This is a genomic window from Flaviaestuariibacter terrae (assembly GCF_054777635.1).
Genome location: NZ_BAAHAL010000006.1, coordinates 382,587 through 400,419, shown reverse-complemented (window position 1 = coordinate 400,419; position 17,833 = coordinate 382,587). Strand labels below are relative to the sequence as shown.

Annotated in this window: 15 protein-coding genes; 6 read left to right on the top strand and 9 right to left on the bottom strand. The window is 59.3% G+C overall.

The genetic code is table 11. The features are described from left to right. Nucleotides 1-33: 33 nt before the first annotated feature. Nucleotides 34-816, bottom strand: a complete 783-nt coding sequence (locus ACYU7Z_RS02400) for a DUF4197 domain-containing protein (protein WP_460567087.1) — start codon at nucleotides 814-816, stop codon at nucleotides 34-36. A 72-nt stretch (nucleotides 817-888) separates the two neighbouring features. Here ACYU7Z_RS02400 and ACYU7Z_RS02395 point away from each other — a divergent pair, with 72 nt between their 5' ends. After that, a complete protein-coding gene (locus tag ACYU7Z_RS02395; RefSeq protein WP_460567086.1) occupies nucleotides 889-2,022 on the top strand; it encodes an NAD(P)/FAD-dependent oxidoreductase in 1,134 nt (377 codons plus the stop codon). A 30-nt stretch (nucleotides 2,023-2,052) separates the two neighbouring features. Here the strand turns inward: ACYU7Z_RS02395 and ACYU7Z_RS02390 are convergent, their stop codons facing one another. After that, a complete protein-coding gene (locus ACYU7Z_RS02390) occupies nucleotides 2,053-3,315 on the bottom strand; it encodes a M43 family zinc metalloprotease (protein WP_460567085.1) in 1,263 nt (420 codons plus the stop codon). A 233-nt stretch (nucleotides 3,316-3,548) separates the two neighbouring features. Between ACYU7Z_RS02390 and ACYU7Z_RS02385 the strand changes: the two genes are divergently transcribed. Next, on the top strand, nucleotides 3,549-4,358 hold the full coding sequence (locus ACYU7Z_RS02385) for a glutaminyl-peptide cyclotransferase (protein ID WP_460567084.1): 810 nt from the start codon (nucleotides 3,549-3,551) through the stop codon (nucleotides 4,356-4,358). 93 nt (nucleotides 4,359-4,451) lie between these two features. Here the strand turns inward: ACYU7Z_RS02385 and ACYU7Z_RS02380 are convergent, their stop codons facing one another. From ACYU7Z_RS02380 to ACYU7Z_RS02365, 4 genes are read right to left on the bottom strand one after another with little or no spacing between them, the layout of a single operon-like run. Beyond that, on the bottom strand, nucleotides 4,452-5,351 hold the full coding sequence (locus tag ACYU7Z_RS02380; RefSeq protein ID WP_460567083.1) for a class I SAM-dependent methyltransferase: 900 nt from the start codon (nucleotides 5,349-5,351) through the stop codon (nucleotides 4,452-4,454). A gap of 32 nt (nucleotides 5,352-5,383) precedes the next feature. After that, nucleotides 5,384-5,986 (bottom strand): hypothetical protein, encoded by a 603-nt coding sequence (locus ACYU7Z_RS02375; protein WP_460567082.1) that lies wholly within the window; start codon nucleotides 5,984-5,986, stop codon nucleotides 5,384-5,386. Then, nucleotides 5,986-7,614, bottom strand: a complete 1,629-nt coding sequence (locus ACYU7Z_RS02370; RefSeq protein ID WP_460567081.1) for a TonB-dependent receptor — start codon at nucleotides 7,612-7,614, stop codon at nucleotides 5,986-5,988. Before ACYU7Z_RS02370 ends, ACYU7Z_RS02375 begins: the two co-directional genes overlap by 1 nt. Before the next feature lie 11 nt (nucleotides 7,615-7,625). Beyond that, on the bottom strand, nucleotides 7,626-10,667 hold the full coding sequence (locus ACYU7Z_RS02365; RefSeq protein WP_460567080.1) for a tetratricopeptide repeat protein: 3,042 nt from the start codon (nucleotides 10,665-10,667) through the stop codon (nucleotides 7,626-7,628). A gap of 179 nt (nucleotides 10,668-10,846) precedes the next feature. Between ACYU7Z_RS02365 and ACYU7Z_RS02360 the strand changes: the two genes are divergently transcribed. After that, nucleotides 10,847-11,254 (top strand): DoxX family protein, encoded by a 408-nt coding sequence (locus tag ACYU7Z_RS02360; protein ID WP_460567079.1) that lies wholly within the window; start codon nucleotides 10,847-10,849, stop codon nucleotides 11,252-11,254. Between the two features lie 97 nt (nucleotides 11,255-11,351). Here ACYU7Z_RS02360 and ACYU7Z_RS02355 read toward each other — a convergent pair whose 3' ends face one another. Then, nucleotides 11,352-11,780 (bottom strand): DUF6526 family protein, encoded by a 429-nt coding sequence (locus ACYU7Z_RS02355; RefSeq protein ID WP_460567078.1) that lies wholly within the window; start codon nucleotides 11,778-11,780, stop codon nucleotides 11,352-11,354. A 234-nt stretch (nucleotides 11,781-12,014) separates the two neighbouring features. Continuing rightward, on the bottom strand, nucleotides 12,015-13,433 hold the full coding sequence (gene dacB, locus ACYU7Z_RS02350; protein WP_460567077.1) for a D-alanyl-D-alanine carboxypeptidase/D-alanyl-D-alanine endopeptidase: 1,419 nt from the start codon (nucleotides 13,431-13,433) through the stop codon (nucleotides 12,015-12,017). 101 nt (nucleotides 13,434-13,534) lie between these two features. Here dacB and ACYU7Z_RS02345 point away from each other — a divergent pair, with 101 nt between their 5' ends. Continuing rightward, on the top strand, nucleotides 13,535-14,788 hold the full coding sequence (locus tag ACYU7Z_RS02345; RefSeq protein WP_460567076.1) for a CinA family nicotinamide mononucleotide deamidase-related protein: 1,254 nt from the start codon (nucleotides 13,535-13,537) through the stop codon (nucleotides 14,786-14,788). Between the two features lie 144 nt (nucleotides 14,789-14,932). Beyond that, nucleotides 14,933-16,297 (top strand): dihydrolipoamide acetyltransferase family protein, encoded by a 1,365-nt coding sequence (locus ACYU7Z_RS02340; protein WP_460567075.1) that lies wholly within the window; start codon nucleotides 14,933-14,935, stop codon nucleotides 16,295-16,297. A 170-nt stretch (nucleotides 16,298-16,467) separates the two neighbouring features. Here the strand turns inward: ACYU7Z_RS02340 and ACYU7Z_RS02335 are convergent, their stop codons facing one another. Beyond that, a complete protein-coding gene (locus ACYU7Z_RS02335) occupies nucleotides 16,468-16,953 on the bottom strand; it encodes a histidine phosphatase family protein (RefSeq protein WP_460567074.1) in 486 nt (161 codons plus the stop codon). 83 nt (nucleotides 16,954-17,036) lie between these two features. On the opposite strand from ACYU7Z_RS02335, the gene ACYU7Z_RS02330 reads away from it, so the two are divergent. Further along, complete coding sequence (locus ACYU7Z_RS02330) at nucleotides 17,037-17,753, top strand: hypothetical protein (RefSeq protein WP_460567073.1); 717 nt, start codon at nucleotides 17,037-17,039, stop codon at nucleotides 17,751-17,753. Nucleotides 17,754-17,833 lie beyond the last annotated feature (80 nt).

Here is a 17,833-nt window from a genome sequence, read left to right as displayed (position 1 = left end):
ATTATATCTGCGTGATCCGCGTTATCCGCGTGCTCAGGATTTCGAGCCGAACACCTTCTTCAGCAGTTCCGTGGTACGTGCCGCGGGGTCCTGGCGGATCTTCATTTCTTCCTGGCCCACGTTGTAGAAGATGCCGTACAGCGACTTCTCGGTAACATAAGCCGCGAGATCGGGATTGACTTTGTCCTTGCTGAAACGGTTATAGGTAGTGAACAGCGTATTCCAGTACTTGGTGGCATTTACTTTCCTGAGCGCGTCCTCGATCACGGGGCGGAAAGCCTCGGTGAGCTGTGCCTGCGTGCGGCCCTTGAGGTAGGTGGTAGCCGCCTGGTTGTCGCCGCGGAGAATGCCCATGCCGTCCTGTATGGTAATGCCCTTGATGGCGTTGAGGAAAATGGGAGCGGCGCTCTTGGCAGCTTCTTCGGCCGCGCGGTTCATGCTGAGAATGGCCTGGTCAACCTGCTTGCCCATACCGAGGGCGCGGAGCTTCTGCTCCACCTTCTGGGCTTCGGCGGGCATCAGGATCTTGAGGGCGGCATCTTTGAAAAACCCATCGACAGCCGACAATCGCGCAGTGCCTTTGTTGGTGCCGACACTCAGGGCTTCCTTGAGGCCGTTGATCACTTCATCGCTGCTGAGACCTGTGCTCTGGCCGGTGATTTTTTCAACGGTCTGCTGCACGGCAGTGGTTACCTGCGCGCGGCTGGCGCTGTCTTTGAGCGCGTCCTGGCCTTTTTGAAGAAGACCTTTGAGACCCTGGGCCTGGAGCGAAGAGAGGGCGCCGATAGAGGCGCAGAGGAGGAGAATTTTTTTCATGGACAATGGCTTGCTTGTAGCACCGAAAATAAGCTCCTCCACCCAAACCCAACGTTAAAGTACCTTTATATCATGTTCAGCATCTGGGAAAAAGAAACGGTCCTGCGGCCACAGGATGTCGTGATCGCGGGCGGTGGTTTCGCAGGGCTCTGGTCGGCTTTTCACATCCGCCGGCGCTACCCGAAGGCCCGTATCACGATCCTCGAAAAAGATTCGATCGCGATGGGCGCCTCCACACGCAACGCGGGCTTTGCCTGCTTCGGCTCATTGGGCGAGCTCCTCGCCGACGAGGCGTCGCTTGGCACCGAACGGATGCAGGCCCTGGTGGAGCTGCGTTTCCGCGGGCTGCAACAGATCCGGAAGTGGCTGCGCCCGGCACGCATCGATCTTGATTGGTGCGGTGGCTACGAGCTGTTTCCGCCCGCTGTGGGTACATCAGGCCTGCTTGCCGAACAGATCGATCACATCAACAGGCTGCTGGCGCCCATTACGGGAAAGCGCCGCACTTTTCGCGATGCTTCAGCGCAGATCGGCCGCTTTGGTTTTGCCGGTACGTCGCAGCTCGTAGTCAACAAGCTCGAAGGCGCGCTGCACTCGGGCAAGCTGGCAGGTGAACTCCTCCGCGGGCTCCAGTCCGGCGGCGTACAATGGATGCCCGGCGTGGCCGTCACTTCCTTCGAAGAAAAGCACGAAGGGCTCAGGATTGAAACCGGTGCCGGCTTTACGCTCGACACGCGTTACCTCGTAGTGGCGAACAACACGGCAGCCGGATCACTCCTGCCCGAGATCCGCGTTACACCGGCGCGGGGACAGGTGCTGCTCACCTCTCCTATCGAAGGCCTTCCCTGGGAAGGAACCTTTCATGCCGACGAAGGCTATTATTATTTCCGGAACCTGGGTAACAAAGTGCTGCTGGGCGGCGCCCGCAATAAAGCCTTCGAGGAAGAACGTTCCGACGAGCGCATCACGACGCCCCGGATCCAGGACGAGCTCGAGCGCTTTCTCGACGAAGTGATCCTGCCGCGGCAACGGGGCAGCTACCGCATCGAGCACCGCTGGAGCGGGATCATGGGCATGGGCGAGGAAAAGGAGCCGCTGCTCCGCGAGGTGCGCCCGCGGGTGCTGGCAGCCGTAGCCCTGGGTGGCATCGGCGTGGCCGTGGCGCCCGAGGCGGGAAAGCGCATCGCAAAAATGATCAGGCTATAAAAAAGTCGGCCGGCGCAGCAGTAGCGAACGCTATTGCTTCACAAAGGAGATCCGCAGACGCTCGCTGCCGGTGTCGGCAACCAGGAAATACACACCTGACGCGAGACCCGCTACATTGATGCGGAGTTGCGCTGCCGTGATGGTAAGCCGCTGTACAAGCGCACCCTGGAGATTCCGTAATTCAAGCTGTGTACCCATCCAGGCGCCGCTTCCAAGGTTTACATTGAGTGTTGACGAAGCGGGGTTCGGGTAAAGCTGCGCGCTTCCGGTCATGGGCTTGGTCTCCGGAGCATCGAGAACAACCGGCCGTGTTGCCCAGGGCCGGTCGAGGCCCTTTGTTTGAAGCATTGCCGCGCGCGGGCCGCCGTTGAGAAAGGCGCTCCGCATCCGGGCTGCCTGGCCCCTGGTGAACAGGTTGATGCAGGCATCGCTGGTGAAGTCCATGTAGTTCATGTACATATCGCCCGTAGCATTGTTGCTGCAGGATACGCGGTAGCCCGAGGGACAGCCGGAGGTGAAATTGCTTTGCTTTGGTGTGTCGTCGATGCCGTCGTCGCCGCAATAGGTATCGCCCCAGATGTGATTGAGACCGAGCCAGTGACCCACCTCGTGTACCGCCGTGCGGCCCATATCGTAGGGAGCAGTGACGTTAAAGGTACCCATGGCGTTGCTGTTGATGACAATGCCGTCGGCGTCGGCGGGACCTCCGGGCATCGTGGAATAACCGAGGAGGCGGCGCATCGGGCCGACCCAGATATTGAGGTAGTAGCGGCTGTCCCAGGCATTGTCGCCGCCACGGGAGGCGAATTTGATATCGTCGTTTTGCTCCCAGTACTGCACGCCGGAGGCCTTGCGGATGATGCCGTTCGTGGCATAGCCTTCGGGAGTAGCGGTAGCGAGGGTAAATTCAAGCTGCACGTCGGCGGAGAGGCCGCGGAAGCGGGCGGGCGTATTGACGGAATCGGCGTTCAGGTGGCGGAAGTCGCGGTTGAGCGCGTCGATCTGGCTCCGGATCTGCGCGTCGCTTATGTTTTGCGCACTGCTGTTATAGAGCACATGCACCACCACCGGCACCTGGATGACGCCATTGGCGAGCAGGCGGCCCGTGCCGTTGTCGGCAAGCAGGGTAGCGCCGTGACGGGCCTGGAATTGCGCGGCCTCGTCGAGACCACGGGCAGCGGCCGGGTTAGCGGCGCGCAGGGCGGCGGTATATTCCCGGCTCGAGCAGGCGCGCTGGGCCGACGCAGGAAGCACGGTAACAAGGAGCAGACAGTAAAGGATAAAATGCCTCATAGATTCCGGGTTGTTCGGAATCACAGGTACTGGAAATGGTCTGCTTCAACGGGATTGGAACTTGGGGGAGGCTTTGAAAGGATCGCTGGATAATAAGTGGTTTCACTTGGGTTGGATGCGGCCTTTACTTAGGATCGGAGTAGGTACAAATGTATATTTCTTACTTGACAAATACAATACCATTTTTTTTCTCTTAACAGGAGGCTTCTACCCGAACCCCTATTTTTGCCCGCATGAACCTGTCGCGCACCCTCCTGGCCGTTACCTCACTTGTGTTAGCTGCCTGCTCCGGCCCCGAAGGCAACGGTACCGCCCAAAACGGCAAAGACACGCCGCCCGCGCCCGCAACCCCTGTTCTCTCCTACACCGTCGCGGCGAGCTTTCCCCATGATACGAGCTCCTTTACCGAAGGACTTTCCTTTTATAAAGGACAGCTCTGGGAAAGCACGGGCAACTATGGAGGCTCGCACTTGTACCAGACAGACCTCAAGTCAGGAAAACCTGTCCGTAAACTTTCCCTCGACAGCGCGCTTTTTGGGGAAGGCGTCATTATCCTGCGCGATACGGTCTACCAGCTTACGTGGCGCGAGCACATAGTGCTGGTTTATGATGTGAACAGCCTTAAGAAGATCAAGGAGCTGCCGCTGCAGCCGGAGGGCTGGGGCCTCACTACCGACGGCCATGAGCTGATCGCGTCCGACGGATCGAGCAACCTCTCCTTCTATGAGCCCGGCACCTTCCGCCTCCTGCGCACGCAAAGCGTTACCGACAACGGCAACCTTGTTTCCAACGTCAACGAGCTGGAGTGGGTCAACGGGTTTATTTATGCGAACGTGTGGGGAAAGGACGACCTCCTGAAGATCGATCCCGCGAGCGGCCAGGTAGTGGCCCGCCTCGACCTGACGCAGCTTACACAGCGTGCCCGCAGCATCAACCCGGCTGCCGATGTAGCCAACGGGATCGCCTACAACCCGGAGACAAAGAAGCTATACGTCACCGGGAAGTACTGGCCGGAAATGTACGAGCTGCAGTTTGCCTTCTGATAATTCAAAAGTCAAAATTAAAAGGTCAAAAAATCCCTCCACTGCCTGGTTCCTGCAGGCGGCTGTTCCTGTTTTTGACTTTTGCTTTTTGAATTACCCGTTACCGATGATATACGTAAGCGAGCTGCAGCGCTCCTTGTCGGCAACCGCCCCCAGGTTGGAGCGCAGGCCCGCCAGTGGCGCAGAGAGCCATTGCGTGTGCCCCGAGCGGTAGCGGCTGCTCAGAAGGCTGATGTAAAACGAATCGTACCACATCGGGTGCTCCGCCAGGAGCTGCAGGCCATGCCGTTGCACGAGCACCTTCACCGACTCCGGCGCAAAATGATACAGGTGCCGCGGCACATCGTAGGCGGCCCAGTAGCGGCCATAAATCGACGCATCACCGGAGGTATAATTGGGAACCGCCACTACGAGGCGCCCGCCCGGTGCCAGCAATGATTTCAATTGCGCGATATAGCCTTGCAGGTCGTGCACGTGCTCCAGCACATGCCACAGGGTTATCAGATCGAAAGAAGCGGGAGGAAGCCGGTACAGCTCACCGGCTTCCCGGACGTCGAGGCCGTAGCGGCGAACCGCGAGGGCCCGGGCATCTTCGTCGGGCTCGAGACCGAGCACCGTCCAGCCTGCCCCGCGCAGGGCGTTGAGGAAAGCACCCGTGCCGCAGCCCACATCGAGGGCACGGCCGCTGCTACGCCGGCAGGCCTTTGTTACGAGCCGCACCTTTTGCCGGAGCGTACTGCGGCGCACGCGCTGGTAAAGACGGTTGATAAGGCCTTCGCTGCTGTCGCTGTGCGAAATGTATTCGGGTGATTTGTAGTACGGGCCGATATGCGCCGCATCGGGAACATCCTGCGTAAAGCGCAGGCGACAGGCGGCACATTCCCAGATCGGGAACTCCTCGTGGCTTACGGTGTAATCGGTAGCCGTCAATACGGCGCTGATCGAGCGGCTATCGCACACTGGGCACTGCTGGTAATGCACACGTCCTTCCATAGTGGCTGCAAAAATAGCGGGGCCGGCCCGAATCAGTGCAGGTTATTGAAAACACCGCTGCGCAGCCCGCTCGACAAAGGCGAGAAGCCGTCGCTGTATACACAGTAAAAGATAAAGAGCGCCGCGAGCACCACCAGCAGCCAGGCCAGCCATTCACTATCGTGGCGGCCTTCGGCAACTACCGTGCGCTCCTCGTAGAACGACGAAGCCACCTCCTGCTCGCCCACGCGGATCGTATGCAGGGCGTCTTCGCGGATAACCTTGCCGGCGGCCTGTGGCGGAAGGGTGATCGCCGCATCGGGCATAACCTCGAGCCGCTCGTTGACCCACTGCAGCTGCCCGACGCCCGGCCAATGAAGGGGCGCATCGCGCAGCTGGCCGAGCAGGCGCTCGCCGAATTGACGCAGGCGCTCCCGCACCTCTCCTTCCGGTTGCTGCGTTGCGGCCGCCAGCCAGGTAAGTTGCGGCGGAGCGGGCTCGGCTTCATCGCGTGCTGCGACCCGTACCGAAGGACCGAGCAATTCCTGGTCGGCAACACTCCAGGTTGCCGGCAGCCGCTCGAGGTCGATCGAGCCGATGGCGGGGATGGTTACCGTATTTGTCCGGGAAAGATATTCTGTCAGCAGCTCCAGCACTAGTTCTTGTTTTGGGCGAACGAAAATACGATTCCCCCGAGGAACTGGAAGCCGTAAGTTGGATACTGGTTCCAGCGCTGGTAGGTTTTGTTGAACAGGTTATTGAACTGTGCCCACAATATGAGGTTCTTGTATACCGTGAACTCAAGGCCGGCGGATGCATCGAAGGCACCGTTCTGCTTGCGGCTTTCCGTGCCGAAGCGGTTGGTCACGCCATCGAAGGCATACAGGTCTGTCTTGAAGTACAGGTCGCGCAGCACCTGCAGGCGAAGCGCCGTCGTCCACTCGAATGTCGGCAGACCGTAGGCGTCCTCGAATACATCCACACCCGTATAATGATTGGCGTCGACCACGGAGCGAAGGCTGAAACGCTCGCCCACGCTGTACCCGAGCTCGCCGTGCACGTTGAGCGAATTCATGCCGGGCTCGTAGCCAACGGTGAAGCTCTTGCCGCCGGTTCCGCTGTTTACGAAGAGCGGCAGGTTGCTGTACTTGTTGACGCCGGCCCGCAGCAGGTAGCTGAAGTGATCCGACACCGTTCCCTTGATGCCGCCGTAGATCTCTTCGATGCGGCTGTTGCTGATCGCAAGCGGTGCGTCGATCCAGGGGTTGTAGCCTGTGAGATACTGGAAGGAATTCGTCCGGAGACGACCGGTCCAGCCGGCGATGACGGCCAGCGTTTTGTCGGCGGTGCCTACTTCGGCCATGATATTCGGCATCAGCTTGAACGCGCCGTTGTCCCACGAAGGGCGCAGACCTGCCTGCAGGTAAAAGGCGGCCGTCTTCACCTGCAGCGAAGGCGACACCGCGAACCAGTTGCTGTTGCTGTTGTTTTTTGCCGCTCCATGGAACGAGGTCAGCGAACCCTCAAGGGCAAGGTCGAAGGCAAAGCGGCCCTCGATCGTTTTGCGAAGAGGCAGGTTCAGGTAGGTGCTCGTTTCGTTGTTGTCGCGGTGGTCGGAGAAAGCATTGAACCGGAGCTCGGGCGCATAGCTGATGCCATAGGCATTGGGTCCGAGGCTGCGGATACCGATGCGGGCACGCACATTGGCATAGTGCGCCGACAGCGAATCCTTGGGGAAGCTAAGCGAATCCGGGAAGCCGTAGCGGTAGTACTGGTCGTCGCTGTAGCCGATCGCCCCGGTCAGCTCGTGGTTGCTGCCGATGCGGCTGTAGCCAAGCGCGTCGATGCGGCCGCGGCGCAGTTCCTGGAAGGGAAGCTTTCCTTTCGACGAATAGAAATTGCCATACACGTTCACACCTGCTTTGGCCGGATCGCCAAGGGAGAGCCCTGTTTCGAGGTAGGGTGTTTGCTGCGTGCCGTAGCCAAGCTTCACGTAGTTCCATCCATCCCAGCGCACAAGGCTGTCCACATTGAGGGCAAGGGGCTTCAGGCTCCCGGGCTGGTAGCGAAACACGAGGTTCTGGTTGGGAATGCTATAGAGCAGCTGCGGGCGCGCCGTATCGGCTGCCGGCGGCGTTGCGCTGAAGTTGATCTTACCGGCTTCGCGGAGCACCGGCTGAAAGGAAACGGTCACGTTCACCTGGTGGCCGTTGCGCGTAGTATCCTGCGCATGAAGGCTAAGGGCCGTCGCGATGAATCCGGGTAGTAGAAGGGTTTTCTTCATGGTTCAGTGCTTTATTGTCCGCCGACTTTGGAGTTGCGGGCTTCTTCATCGGTTACCTGCTGCAGCTTGCGCTGTGCTTCGGCCTTGAGCTCGGCCACGGTTGTATTGTCGGCAACACTCTGGTAGGTAGCCTTCGCGTTGAAGTAATCTTTTTGCTGGAAGTAGAGGTCGCCGAGGAGAATGTAGGCCTTCGTCACCCACAGCTCATAGGAGCCCGATTTGTTGATGACGTCGAAGGCCGCCTTTTCGGCTTCCTTTCCGCGGCCCAAAGCAAAGAGGCTTGCGGCGATCTCGTAGCGCGCTTCGGCTGCCAGCGATGCCTTGTTGACGGCCACGACGGCCTTGTAGGCACTGATGGCATTGTCGTAATTGCCGGCGATCTGTGCCGAGCGGCCCAGCACCATATTCGCCAGCGCTTTATCGTCGGCGTTGGCGGCCTTGTTGCCCGCAAGCTCCTGCGCATTCGCGGCTGCCTCGGCCCATTTCTGCTGCAGGTACTGGCTGCGAAGCAGGCCCCGCGCAGCTTCCAGGCGCGTTTCGGGCCGGGCTGTCAGACCTTTAAGTTGAGCGTAATATCGTTCCGACTGCGCGTAATTTTTCTGTCCGAAGAAATAGATCCGTGCGGCCTGCAGCACCGCCGCCTCTGCAAATTTGTTGGGTGCGCGTCCCGCGAGCGCCTCGTAGTGCGGGAGTGCGGCGGCCGAATCCTTGCGCGACATATAGATACCGGCCACGCTGTAATGGGCATCGAGTGCGTAAGCACCCGTTGCGAATCGCTGCAGGTAGCTTTCGAGCTGCGCTTGCGCTGCGGCAGCATTTCCGTTCTCGAGCTGCAGCTGCGCGGCCGCGTACGTGAGCGAGTCCTGTGCATCCACCGAAAGCGGCTTGCCTGCCTTCTGCGCAGCCTGTACGTATGCATCGGGCTTTCCCTGCTCCACGTAGATCGTGCGGAGGTTTTCCAGCGCGTCGTCGGCCTCGTCGGAGTTGGGATACTGGCTCAGCACCGTGTTGAACTGCGTGATGGCGTTGTCGTATTGCTTCAGGTTGAAGTAGGCGATCCCCAGCTTGAGATACGCATCGGGCTTTTGCGCGTCGTTGCCACCGGCTTTGGTGAGCGTTTGCAGGTAGGGCAGCGCCTCGCGGAAGCGTTCGGCAGCAAGGTAGGTTGTAGCGATCTCCCGGTTGGCATCGTTGACCAGCGACGAATTCGGGAATTTGCGGATCAGGGTATTGAGGAGAGCGATCTTGTCGTTGGAGTTGCTGATGCCGGTGATCAGTGCTTTCTGGTACGTCGCGTAATCCTCGGCGGGCCAGGAGTAGCGGATCGCATTGTCGTACATCGCCTTTGCCTGCGCAAACTGCTTCTGCATGAAATAGGCGTCGGCGGTACGGAGATAGGCATCCTGCGTCACAGCATCGGCGCCAATACCGGCACCGCGCGACAGCGGCTCAAAATAGCTTTGCGCGAGCTTCCAGTTTTCCTTGCGCAGGTAGCTGTAGCCCAGGTTGTAGTTGGCGTTGCGCATATTGGCATCGCCGGCACCGGCGCCGGGACCTGCACTCACATAGGCGGTGTAATAGCGGATGGCATCGTCGATGCGCCCGCTGCGGAAGGCGATCTCTCCTTTCCAGAAATTGAGCAGCGGCAGCACCGGGCCGTTGTTCGGGTCTTTCAGCGCCCGGTCGAGCAGGCCTTCGGCTTCGGCAAGCTGACCGTCGTTGATCAGCTCGGTGGCGCGCCCATAAAGAATGCGTGGATAAAGGCGTCGGGTTGCGGCCGAAGGGTTGCGGAGGCTTTCGATAAGGCCCAGCGCATCGCGGTAGTTGTTGGTATTGGCGAGCGCGGCCACAAGCAGCTCCGTTGCCTCCGTAGCATAGGTCGAGGATGGATAATCGTTGAGAAAAGCGCGGAGACTTTTGAGTGCTTCGTCCTGGTAGCCGAGCTCATACGACAGCTTCGCATAGTTGAAGCGTGCGATCTCGCGCTGCTGCGGGTTGCTGCTGTTGGTGGCGCTGAAGAGGAAGGCATTACGGGCATTGGCTTTCTGGCCTGTTTTGAGGTAGGCATCGCCGAGCAGGTACATGGCATGCTGGCTGAGTGAGTCGTCGCGGCCGCTCAGTTGCCGGAAGCCTTCGATGGCCTTCGGGTAGTTGCTAGCCTGGTAATACGAATACGACAGCTCGTAGAGGTCCTCGCGGCGAACTTTCGGCGAGCGGCCCACGAAATCCTGGAGGTACGGAAGCGCCTGTGCATACTGGCCTTTCTCGAAGTAGGCATGCCCGAGCAACTGTTTCAGCTCGAGGTCGTAGTGCTGTGCGCCGCCGCTTTTGAGCTTGTCTTCGGCATACCGGATCGCTTCTTCCTTGCGTCCCTGCACGTAGTAGATCTGGGCGATGTAGTATGGAACGATCGAGCCGTAGGTGGGATGATTCTCCACGGCCCTGAAGGCCTGGAGGGCATCCGTATAATTACGGTCGGCGAAAGCGATGAAGCCGTAGTAGTATTCGGCATCGAGCTGGTTGGGATCGCCTTTGCGCTGTCGCACCGCGGCGAAAAGCGGCTTTGCCTGCGCAAACTGCTTCTGCGAAAAATAGGTATAGCCTTTGTGAAACTGGGCGGCGCTCAGCTCTTCGGGCGAAAGGTTGGCCTCACCGGCCGCCTCGTAGTGTGCCAGCGCTTCGGAATACTGGCCGTGCCGGTAATCGTATTCGGCCAGCTGAAAGTGCATCTGCTGCGCGCGGGCATTGTTGCGGGTTACGTTGATGTATTGCTCGGCCTCCAGCGGCGCGCCGGGCTCGCCCTGCATCAGCGCGCAGCTGATGGCGTAGTAGTCGATCTCCTGCGCATCGATGGCGCGGTTGATACGATCGGTTTCGCGGAGGTCGGCGCGGAGCTGCCGCAGCAGCGGGTAGGCGAGGTTGTATTGTCCTTTCTGGTAATATTCCTTGGCCAGCAGAAACGGATCGTCGGCGCTGCGAAGCGCAAAGGATTGCTGTGCGGAAACATTGCGTGTGAACAGGAGCAGGAACGGTAGCGCAAGGAGTTGCTTCATAGACTGCTGTTTGCCGTTAGGGTGTAAAACGCGGGATGCGGCTTTTTATTTTGGGAGCCCATCTGGTCGGGACCCCGTCAAAGGACGCAAAATACGGGAAGGGCGGCTAACAAAACTTTGTTAACTCGCGTTGGCTGCGCGGCCCTCGCGTCGTATCATTGCGTCGGTAAAACCAGTCCATGAGAAAACTTTTCAGCACCCGTACCTCCGACAGTGCCCTCTCCTTCGGCACGCTTCTGCTCCGACTCTTTGGTGGCATCCTGATGCTGCACCACGGCTTCGACAAGCTCACACACTTCTCGCAAAAAGCGCATGGCTTTATGGATCCCTTTCATGTCGGATCCACGACATCGCTGGCCCTTGTGGTCTTTGCCGAATTCTTTTGCTCGGCCTTCCTCATCCTCGGCCTGTTCACGCGCCTGGCAGCGATACCGCTGATCATTACGATGGCGGTGGCGCTGTTCATGGCCCACAAGGGCGACTTTGCCGGCCAGGGCGAGGCAGCGGCGATGTACCTCGGTGTTTTCCTGAGCATCCTTGTGCTTGGCCCGGGCAAGGTGAGCCTCGACCGGTTCCTTGCGAAGTAATCAGTGAGCAGGTGAACGTGAGCGCAGGACGTACCTGATGTTCGTTGAATTTCTTCTATTTCATTGCTCTCCCGCTCCCTGCTCACCCGCTCACCCGTTACACGCGGTTATGATCGGCACGCCAGTTCTGCACGGCTTCCTTGATCTGCCTGTTCGTCAGCTGCTCGCGTACGGCGCGGTCGGCGAGGGCCGGCAGCTCCTCGTCGGACGCAAAGCGGAGGGCGATGATCTGCCCGAGACGCAGCGCGGGATCGGGGCGCTTCCCGGCAAGCATGAAATAACGCAGGCTTTCCTCCGCCCGGATCGCGCGGTCCTGTGCCGTCAATGCAAAGGCGCGTGAAAACCACAGTAGCACAGCCAGCACAATTGCGGTGAGCAGGAAAAGCACCGGCGGGTACTTATCCGTCGACTCGTCGCGCACGAGGTAGCGAATGCTGCCGATAAGAAGGGCCAGCCAGGAGAGATAACCGAGGTAATGAAACGCCGGCACCATGCGGGAGTGATTCTTCAGATTCTGTTCGGGCATGAGATTGTTTGGGGTTTGGAGTTTGGAGTTTGGGGTTTGGAGTTTGGAGTTTGGCTCCGCCCGCCGAAGCTTTAGCGAAGGCGGGAGTTTGTAGTTTGGCCCTGCCCGCCAAAGCTTTAGCGAAGGCGGGAGTTTGTAGTTTGGCCCCGCCGTCAAAGCTTTAGCGAAGGCGGGAGTTTGTTGTGGGCGTTACTGTTGAAGGCGCTGTTCCTAGTCGGAATGGCGGAGCAACATTTATTTCAGCTCGTCGAGGACGGCGTACATTTTTTTGACGAGCTCGCGTTCGCTGCCGTTATAATTATTGACGATAAATGATACGGTGTAGGTAACACCGGCCCTGGAGGTATGGTAGCCGCAATAGGCCTTGACGCCGCCGATGGTGCCGCTTTTGAGCTTCATGCCGTTGTATTCGGGCAGCGCCAGGTAAAAGCCCGGGAACCAGGATTGCCTTCGTGCGTATTGCAGCACCTGCACCTGCGCGTGGGTGGTGACGCGGTTTTCGGGCGAAAGGCCCGAGCCATCCTTGATGTTGAGTTCTACCGGGTCAATGCCGTGCTCTTTCCAGAAGGCACGCAACAGCGCGGCGCCCTGCGTGGTTTCAGCGGGATAAAGGCGCTGCTCCGTTCCGTTTTCTACCGGTTGCACCTGGCCGTTGTATTGCGCAAAGGTCTTGAGTAGCGCCTCGCCATATAAGTTGATGCTTTTCCGGAGGAACCAAAAGACGATCGAATCGAGCGGCGGCGAGTAATGTGTCAGCAGGTTTCGCACCTTGTATTGACTCACGTGGCGCCCTGGTGCCAGCTTCCGCCCAACGCCCGCCTTCGACAAGGCGGCCTCAAGGTCGCGAAGCAGCATGCCGCCCGGGTTGGGCAGGGCAGCACCCACGCGGAAGCTCTCCTGGTTTACGGGAATCGTTCCGCGTAGTGTCAGCGGGCGGCCATGGTTGGCGGGATAGAGGTACGTGCGGTCTCCGGTGCCCGCCGCCGCTGTAGTAGCGAGGCAGGCGATGCTGTCACTAACGACCGGACTGCTGCCCGCAACAAGCACGGGATCGTCCACACGCGCGCCCGAACGGAGCAACAGGTCAAATTGGTTTTCATGCCAGTTGAGAACCTCGGCACCGGCTCCATAGTACTGGCCAAGGTCTTCCCAGATCCAGCCCGGAGGTGTGACCTCCTGGTTCCAGTTGCCAGGCGGAGCCAGCAGGCGGCGGTAACCACGCGGCAGCTTTGCCCGTGCTGCTGCTACGAATTTCGCCAGCACCGAATCCATCGAGGTGCCTGACCAGCGCCAGCTGCCAAGTGTCGGATCGCCGCTCCCCAGCAGGTAAAGGTCGCCCGCCGGGTTGCCTTTCTGCAGCAACGAATCAACGGCCAGGGACGTGGCAAAGCGAAACCCTTTTCCAAGCCACTCATACGCGGTAGCCGCCGTGATCACCTTCTGCGAAGATGCCGGCGCGAGACCGATTCCGCTGTTGCGCTCAAAGACAACATTGCCCGACTTCGCATCGACAACATAAATGGACGCGATGCCCGCGCGCAGCTGCGAATCCTTCCCGAACCGTTCCCAGGCCCGGGCCAGCAATGCGGCGGGTGCCTGTGCGGAAACGATAGCAGACAGAAGGCATGCCGTTACAAAAAAAATGGGTTTCATATGCCCGCTAAATGTACACTTTTACGCTGCAGTTATTCACGATTGCCGATTCACGTTTCCCGAGTCCTGTTGCTGCCTATCTTGCATTCCAATCTCCCACCATGAAGCCCATCTCCGCTTCCATCATCACTATCGGCGACGAGCTGCTGATCGGCCAGACCATCGATACCAACAGCGCCTTTATCGGGCAGGAACTGAATAAGGCCGGCATCTGGCTGAAGCGCCGCATAGCAGTCGGCGACGTGCGCGGGGAGATCCTCAACGCGCTGGCCGAGCAAAGCCGCGACAACGACATCCTCATCATCACCGGCGGCCTCGGCCCCACGGCCGACGACATCACGAAGCCGGCGCTGCGCGACTACTTCGGCGCAGGTACCCGTATCGATGACGATGCGCTGCAGAACGTACACGATATCTTCTCGCGCTTTGGCCGCAAGCCTTCCGAAGTGAACCTGAAGCAGGCAGAGGTGCCCGACATCTGCACGGTGCTGCCCAACAAGCGCGGCACCGCGCCGGGAATGTGGTTTGAAAAAGACGGCGTAGTGTATGTATCGCTGCCCGGCGTTCCGCACGAGATGAAAGGGCTCATCACCGACAGCGTGCTGCCTAAGCTGACTTCACGCTTCACACTGCCGGTCATCAGCCACCGCACCGCGCTTACCGCGGGCAAGGGCGAGTCGGACCTGGCGGCGCATATCGCCGGCTTCGAAGCAAAGCTTCCCGAATGGATCAAGCTGGCCTACCTTCCCTCCTACGGATTGGTACGTCTCCGCCTCACAGCACGCGGCGATGATCGCGCGTTGGTGGAGCGGGAGATCGATCAACAGTTCACAGAGCTGAAGACGCAGGTGGCCGAATGGCTGGTGGCCGATGAGGACATCAGCCTGAGCGAGGCACTCCACCGCCTCCTGAAGGAACGCGGGAAAACGGTGGGGACAGCCGAAAGCTGCACGGGTGGCTACCTCGCGCGGCTGCTCACCGAGCCCGCGGGCGCATCGCAACTCTTCAACGGCGGCATCGTGGCCTACAGCAATGACGTAAAGGAGCGGGTGCTGGGCGTGCCGGCCGAAACGCTGCGGCAGCACGGCGCCGTAAGCGAGGAAACCGTGCGGGCCATGGTTGCCGGCGCCCTGCGCGTGCTCGAAACCGATTACGCCGTGGCTACCTCGGGGATCATGGGTCCGTCGGGTGGCACGCCCGAAAAGCCGCTCGGCACCATCTGGATCGCCGTGGGCAACCGCGCACGCACGGAAACCCTGCTGCTGAACTACCGCTTCGACCGGGCCCGCAATATGGAGCTCACCGCGAACAGCGCGCTCAACTTTCTCCGGAAGTTGATCCTGAAAACAACGTAAGCACATCTTATTATCTCCGATCCGGGGATCCCGGATCGGAAGACGCCAGTTCTGGGATCAGGAGATCCGAGATCAATAGATCTCTTTTGTTACTTTTGCCGCGATTGTTTGCAAATACATTCTTTTAAACTTAGTTACTGCAATATGGCCACAGTTGACCTGGTAATGCCGAAGATGGGCGAAAGCATCATGGAGGCGACGATTCTCAAATGGCACAAGAAGCCCGGAGATACCGTAAAGATGGACGAAACGGTGCTCGAGATCGCCACCGACAAGGTAGACAGCGAAGTGCCCTCGACAGCTGAAGGAACGATCGAGGAAGTATTGTTCCAGGTAAACGACGTGGTTCCGATCGGAACCGTCATTGCCCGCGTGCGCACAGGCGCAGCCTCGGCTCCTTCCGCGCAACCCGCAACGGCACCCGCCGCCAGCCAGCCCGCCCCCGCGGCCGCACAGCCGGCACCGGCCGCGCAACCCGCAGCCGCGACTGCCCCGGGCAGCAGTTCCGCAGCCGCCCCCGCCCAGCCCGGCGGCCGCTTCTACTCGCCGCTTGTGCTCAACATCGCCGCCCAGGAAGGCGTCGGCATGCAGGAGCTTGAAGCCATCGCCGGCACCGGCAACGAGGGCCGCGTGACCAAGAAGGATATTCTTCAATATGTTTCCGATAAAAAGGCCGGCCGCGTACCGGCTGGCGCCGCACAGGCAGCCGCCGGCGCCCCTCCGCAGCAACCGCAGAAGCAGGAGATGGTAATCCCCATGAACAAGGTGGAGCAAAGCGCCCCGCCGGCCCAGTACGGCGGCAACGTGGAGATCATCGAGATGGACCGGATGCGCAAGCTCATTGCCGACCACATGGTGCGGAGCAAGCACACGAGCCCGCACGTCACCTCCTTCACCGAGGCCGACGTAACCAACCTGGTGCTGTGGCGCGAAAAGGCGAAGAAGGAATTCGAAAAGCGCGAGGGCACCAAGATCACCTTCACGCCGCTCTTTATCGAGGCGATCGTTCGCTGCATCAAGCGGTTCCCGCTGATCAACTCCTCGGTCGACGGCAACCGGATCATCGTGAAGAAAGACATCAATATCGGCATGGCCACGGCACTGCCCAGCGGCAACCTTATCGTGCCTGTTATCCGTAATGCCGAGCAACTCAACCTCGTTGGCCTTGCCAAGCAGGTGAACGGAATGGCCGACGCCGCCCGCAACAACAAGCTCAAGCCCGAAGATATTTCCGACGGCACCTTCACACTCACCAACGTGGGCACCTTCGGCTCGCTGATGGGCACGCCCATCATCAACCAGCCGCAGGTGGCGATCCTCGCCGTTGGCGCCATCAAGAAGCGCCCCGTGGTGATCGAAACGCCGCACGGCGACTCCATCGCCATCCGCCACATGATGTACCTGTCGCTCTCCTACGACCACCGCATCGTCGACGGGTCGCTGGGCGCCACCTTCCTCACGGCCGTTGCCAACGAACTGGAGAACTTCGACCTGAACCGCGCCATTTAAGGGTTTGAAGGAAAAGAAGTTTTCACCGCTAAGGAAAGAAGTGAATAAGACATACGCTAAGAAATACGAAAAGGTCCCGCCTCGGCGGGACCTTTTCATTTCATTGAACTTAGCGTACGAACTTCTTTTCTTATTCCCTTCGCGGTAAATTCTTTTTCAACTTCTTTCCCTTATTGCCCGAAGTGCTCGCGCTTCCACGAAAAGCGCTTGCCCCTCTTCGTTACAATGAACAGGTCGCCGTACGCGGAGTCGGGAAGGTCCTGGAGCACAGGTTTGCCCACAAGGCGGTTCACGAGGTCGTCGACCGTATTGGAATGTCCCACGATCAGCGTATTCCCGTTGCCCTGGGCGAGCACGTGACTGATAAAGCTGCTGTCTTTCGGATCGTAAAAGAGGAGCCCGAGTCCGGCGGCAGATGCCGTTGGTGCGGCGGTTGCCTTCGTGCGGAGGAAGTTGGTGCTGTACACGAATTGGAGCTTTTCACCCTTGAGCCGCTCCTGGAGGGCCTGCGCGCGGGCCTCACCGGCCGGCGACAGCGGCACATCGCTGCTCATTTGCGGGCCGGGCGCGGCCTTTTCGGCGTGGCGCACGATATAATAGCGGGTCGTCTGGCAGGAGGCCAGCAGCAAAACGAGAAGCAAAGCGGATAGGCGCATAGGTTTGTTTTAACGGTTTAAATATAATCCGGTATCCTATTTGTTTTTTACTCGTTGTAAATTGAAGGTAAATCGGCACGCCTATGAAGCAGTTGTCCCAAACCTGGTTCGCCGAAGGCTTTATCGACTTCGAGCTGAAAAAGTATACGCTCCTCGCCTACCTCCAGGAGATCAACCGGCATTTCAACGAGAACCGGCTTTACCCGCAGCTGGCCGACCTCGTATTTCACTACAACAACCTCGTGGCCTTCCGCGAAAACAAGAAATACCTGCAGGAGCATTTTCCCAAGAAACTCACGGGTGTGCAGATCGAGAAGCTGCAGGTGCTGTACGAAGCGATGATCGCCGACGACGACCTGATGCGCGAGCTCGAAGACATTATCCACTATTCGGAAAGTGAGCTGAAGACCAGCATCAGCAACGGTGCCGAGATCTACGAGTTCGTGGAAGGCAATATGAGCATCAGCCCCGTGGGACTAATCCCGCTCGATATGCAGGAGGGCTACTTCTTCCTCAGCGCCGGCGACAACCGGCAGACGCGCGTATACCGTTACCGCCTGTCGATCTTCGAGAAGCACGACGAGAAATACCGCGGCATGAAAACCGATTATGTCGATGAATGGCGCCGCAGCCGCTTCCAGACCTACGAACACCTCAAGTCGGAGCTGATCCGCCTCCGCCGCGACCTGCCCAACCCCGCGGTTTATTGCATCGAAACAGAGCTCTCCTTCCCCATCGAAGAAACGGTACTCCCGATCGCCAAGCGGAGTTTGGTGAAGTATATCGGAGCGGCGGCGTAAAACCGGTTTGGAGTTTGGGGTTTGAAGTTTGTGGTTTGTAGTTTGTAGTTGCGCTAATTGCGGGGAATTGCCCATATAAA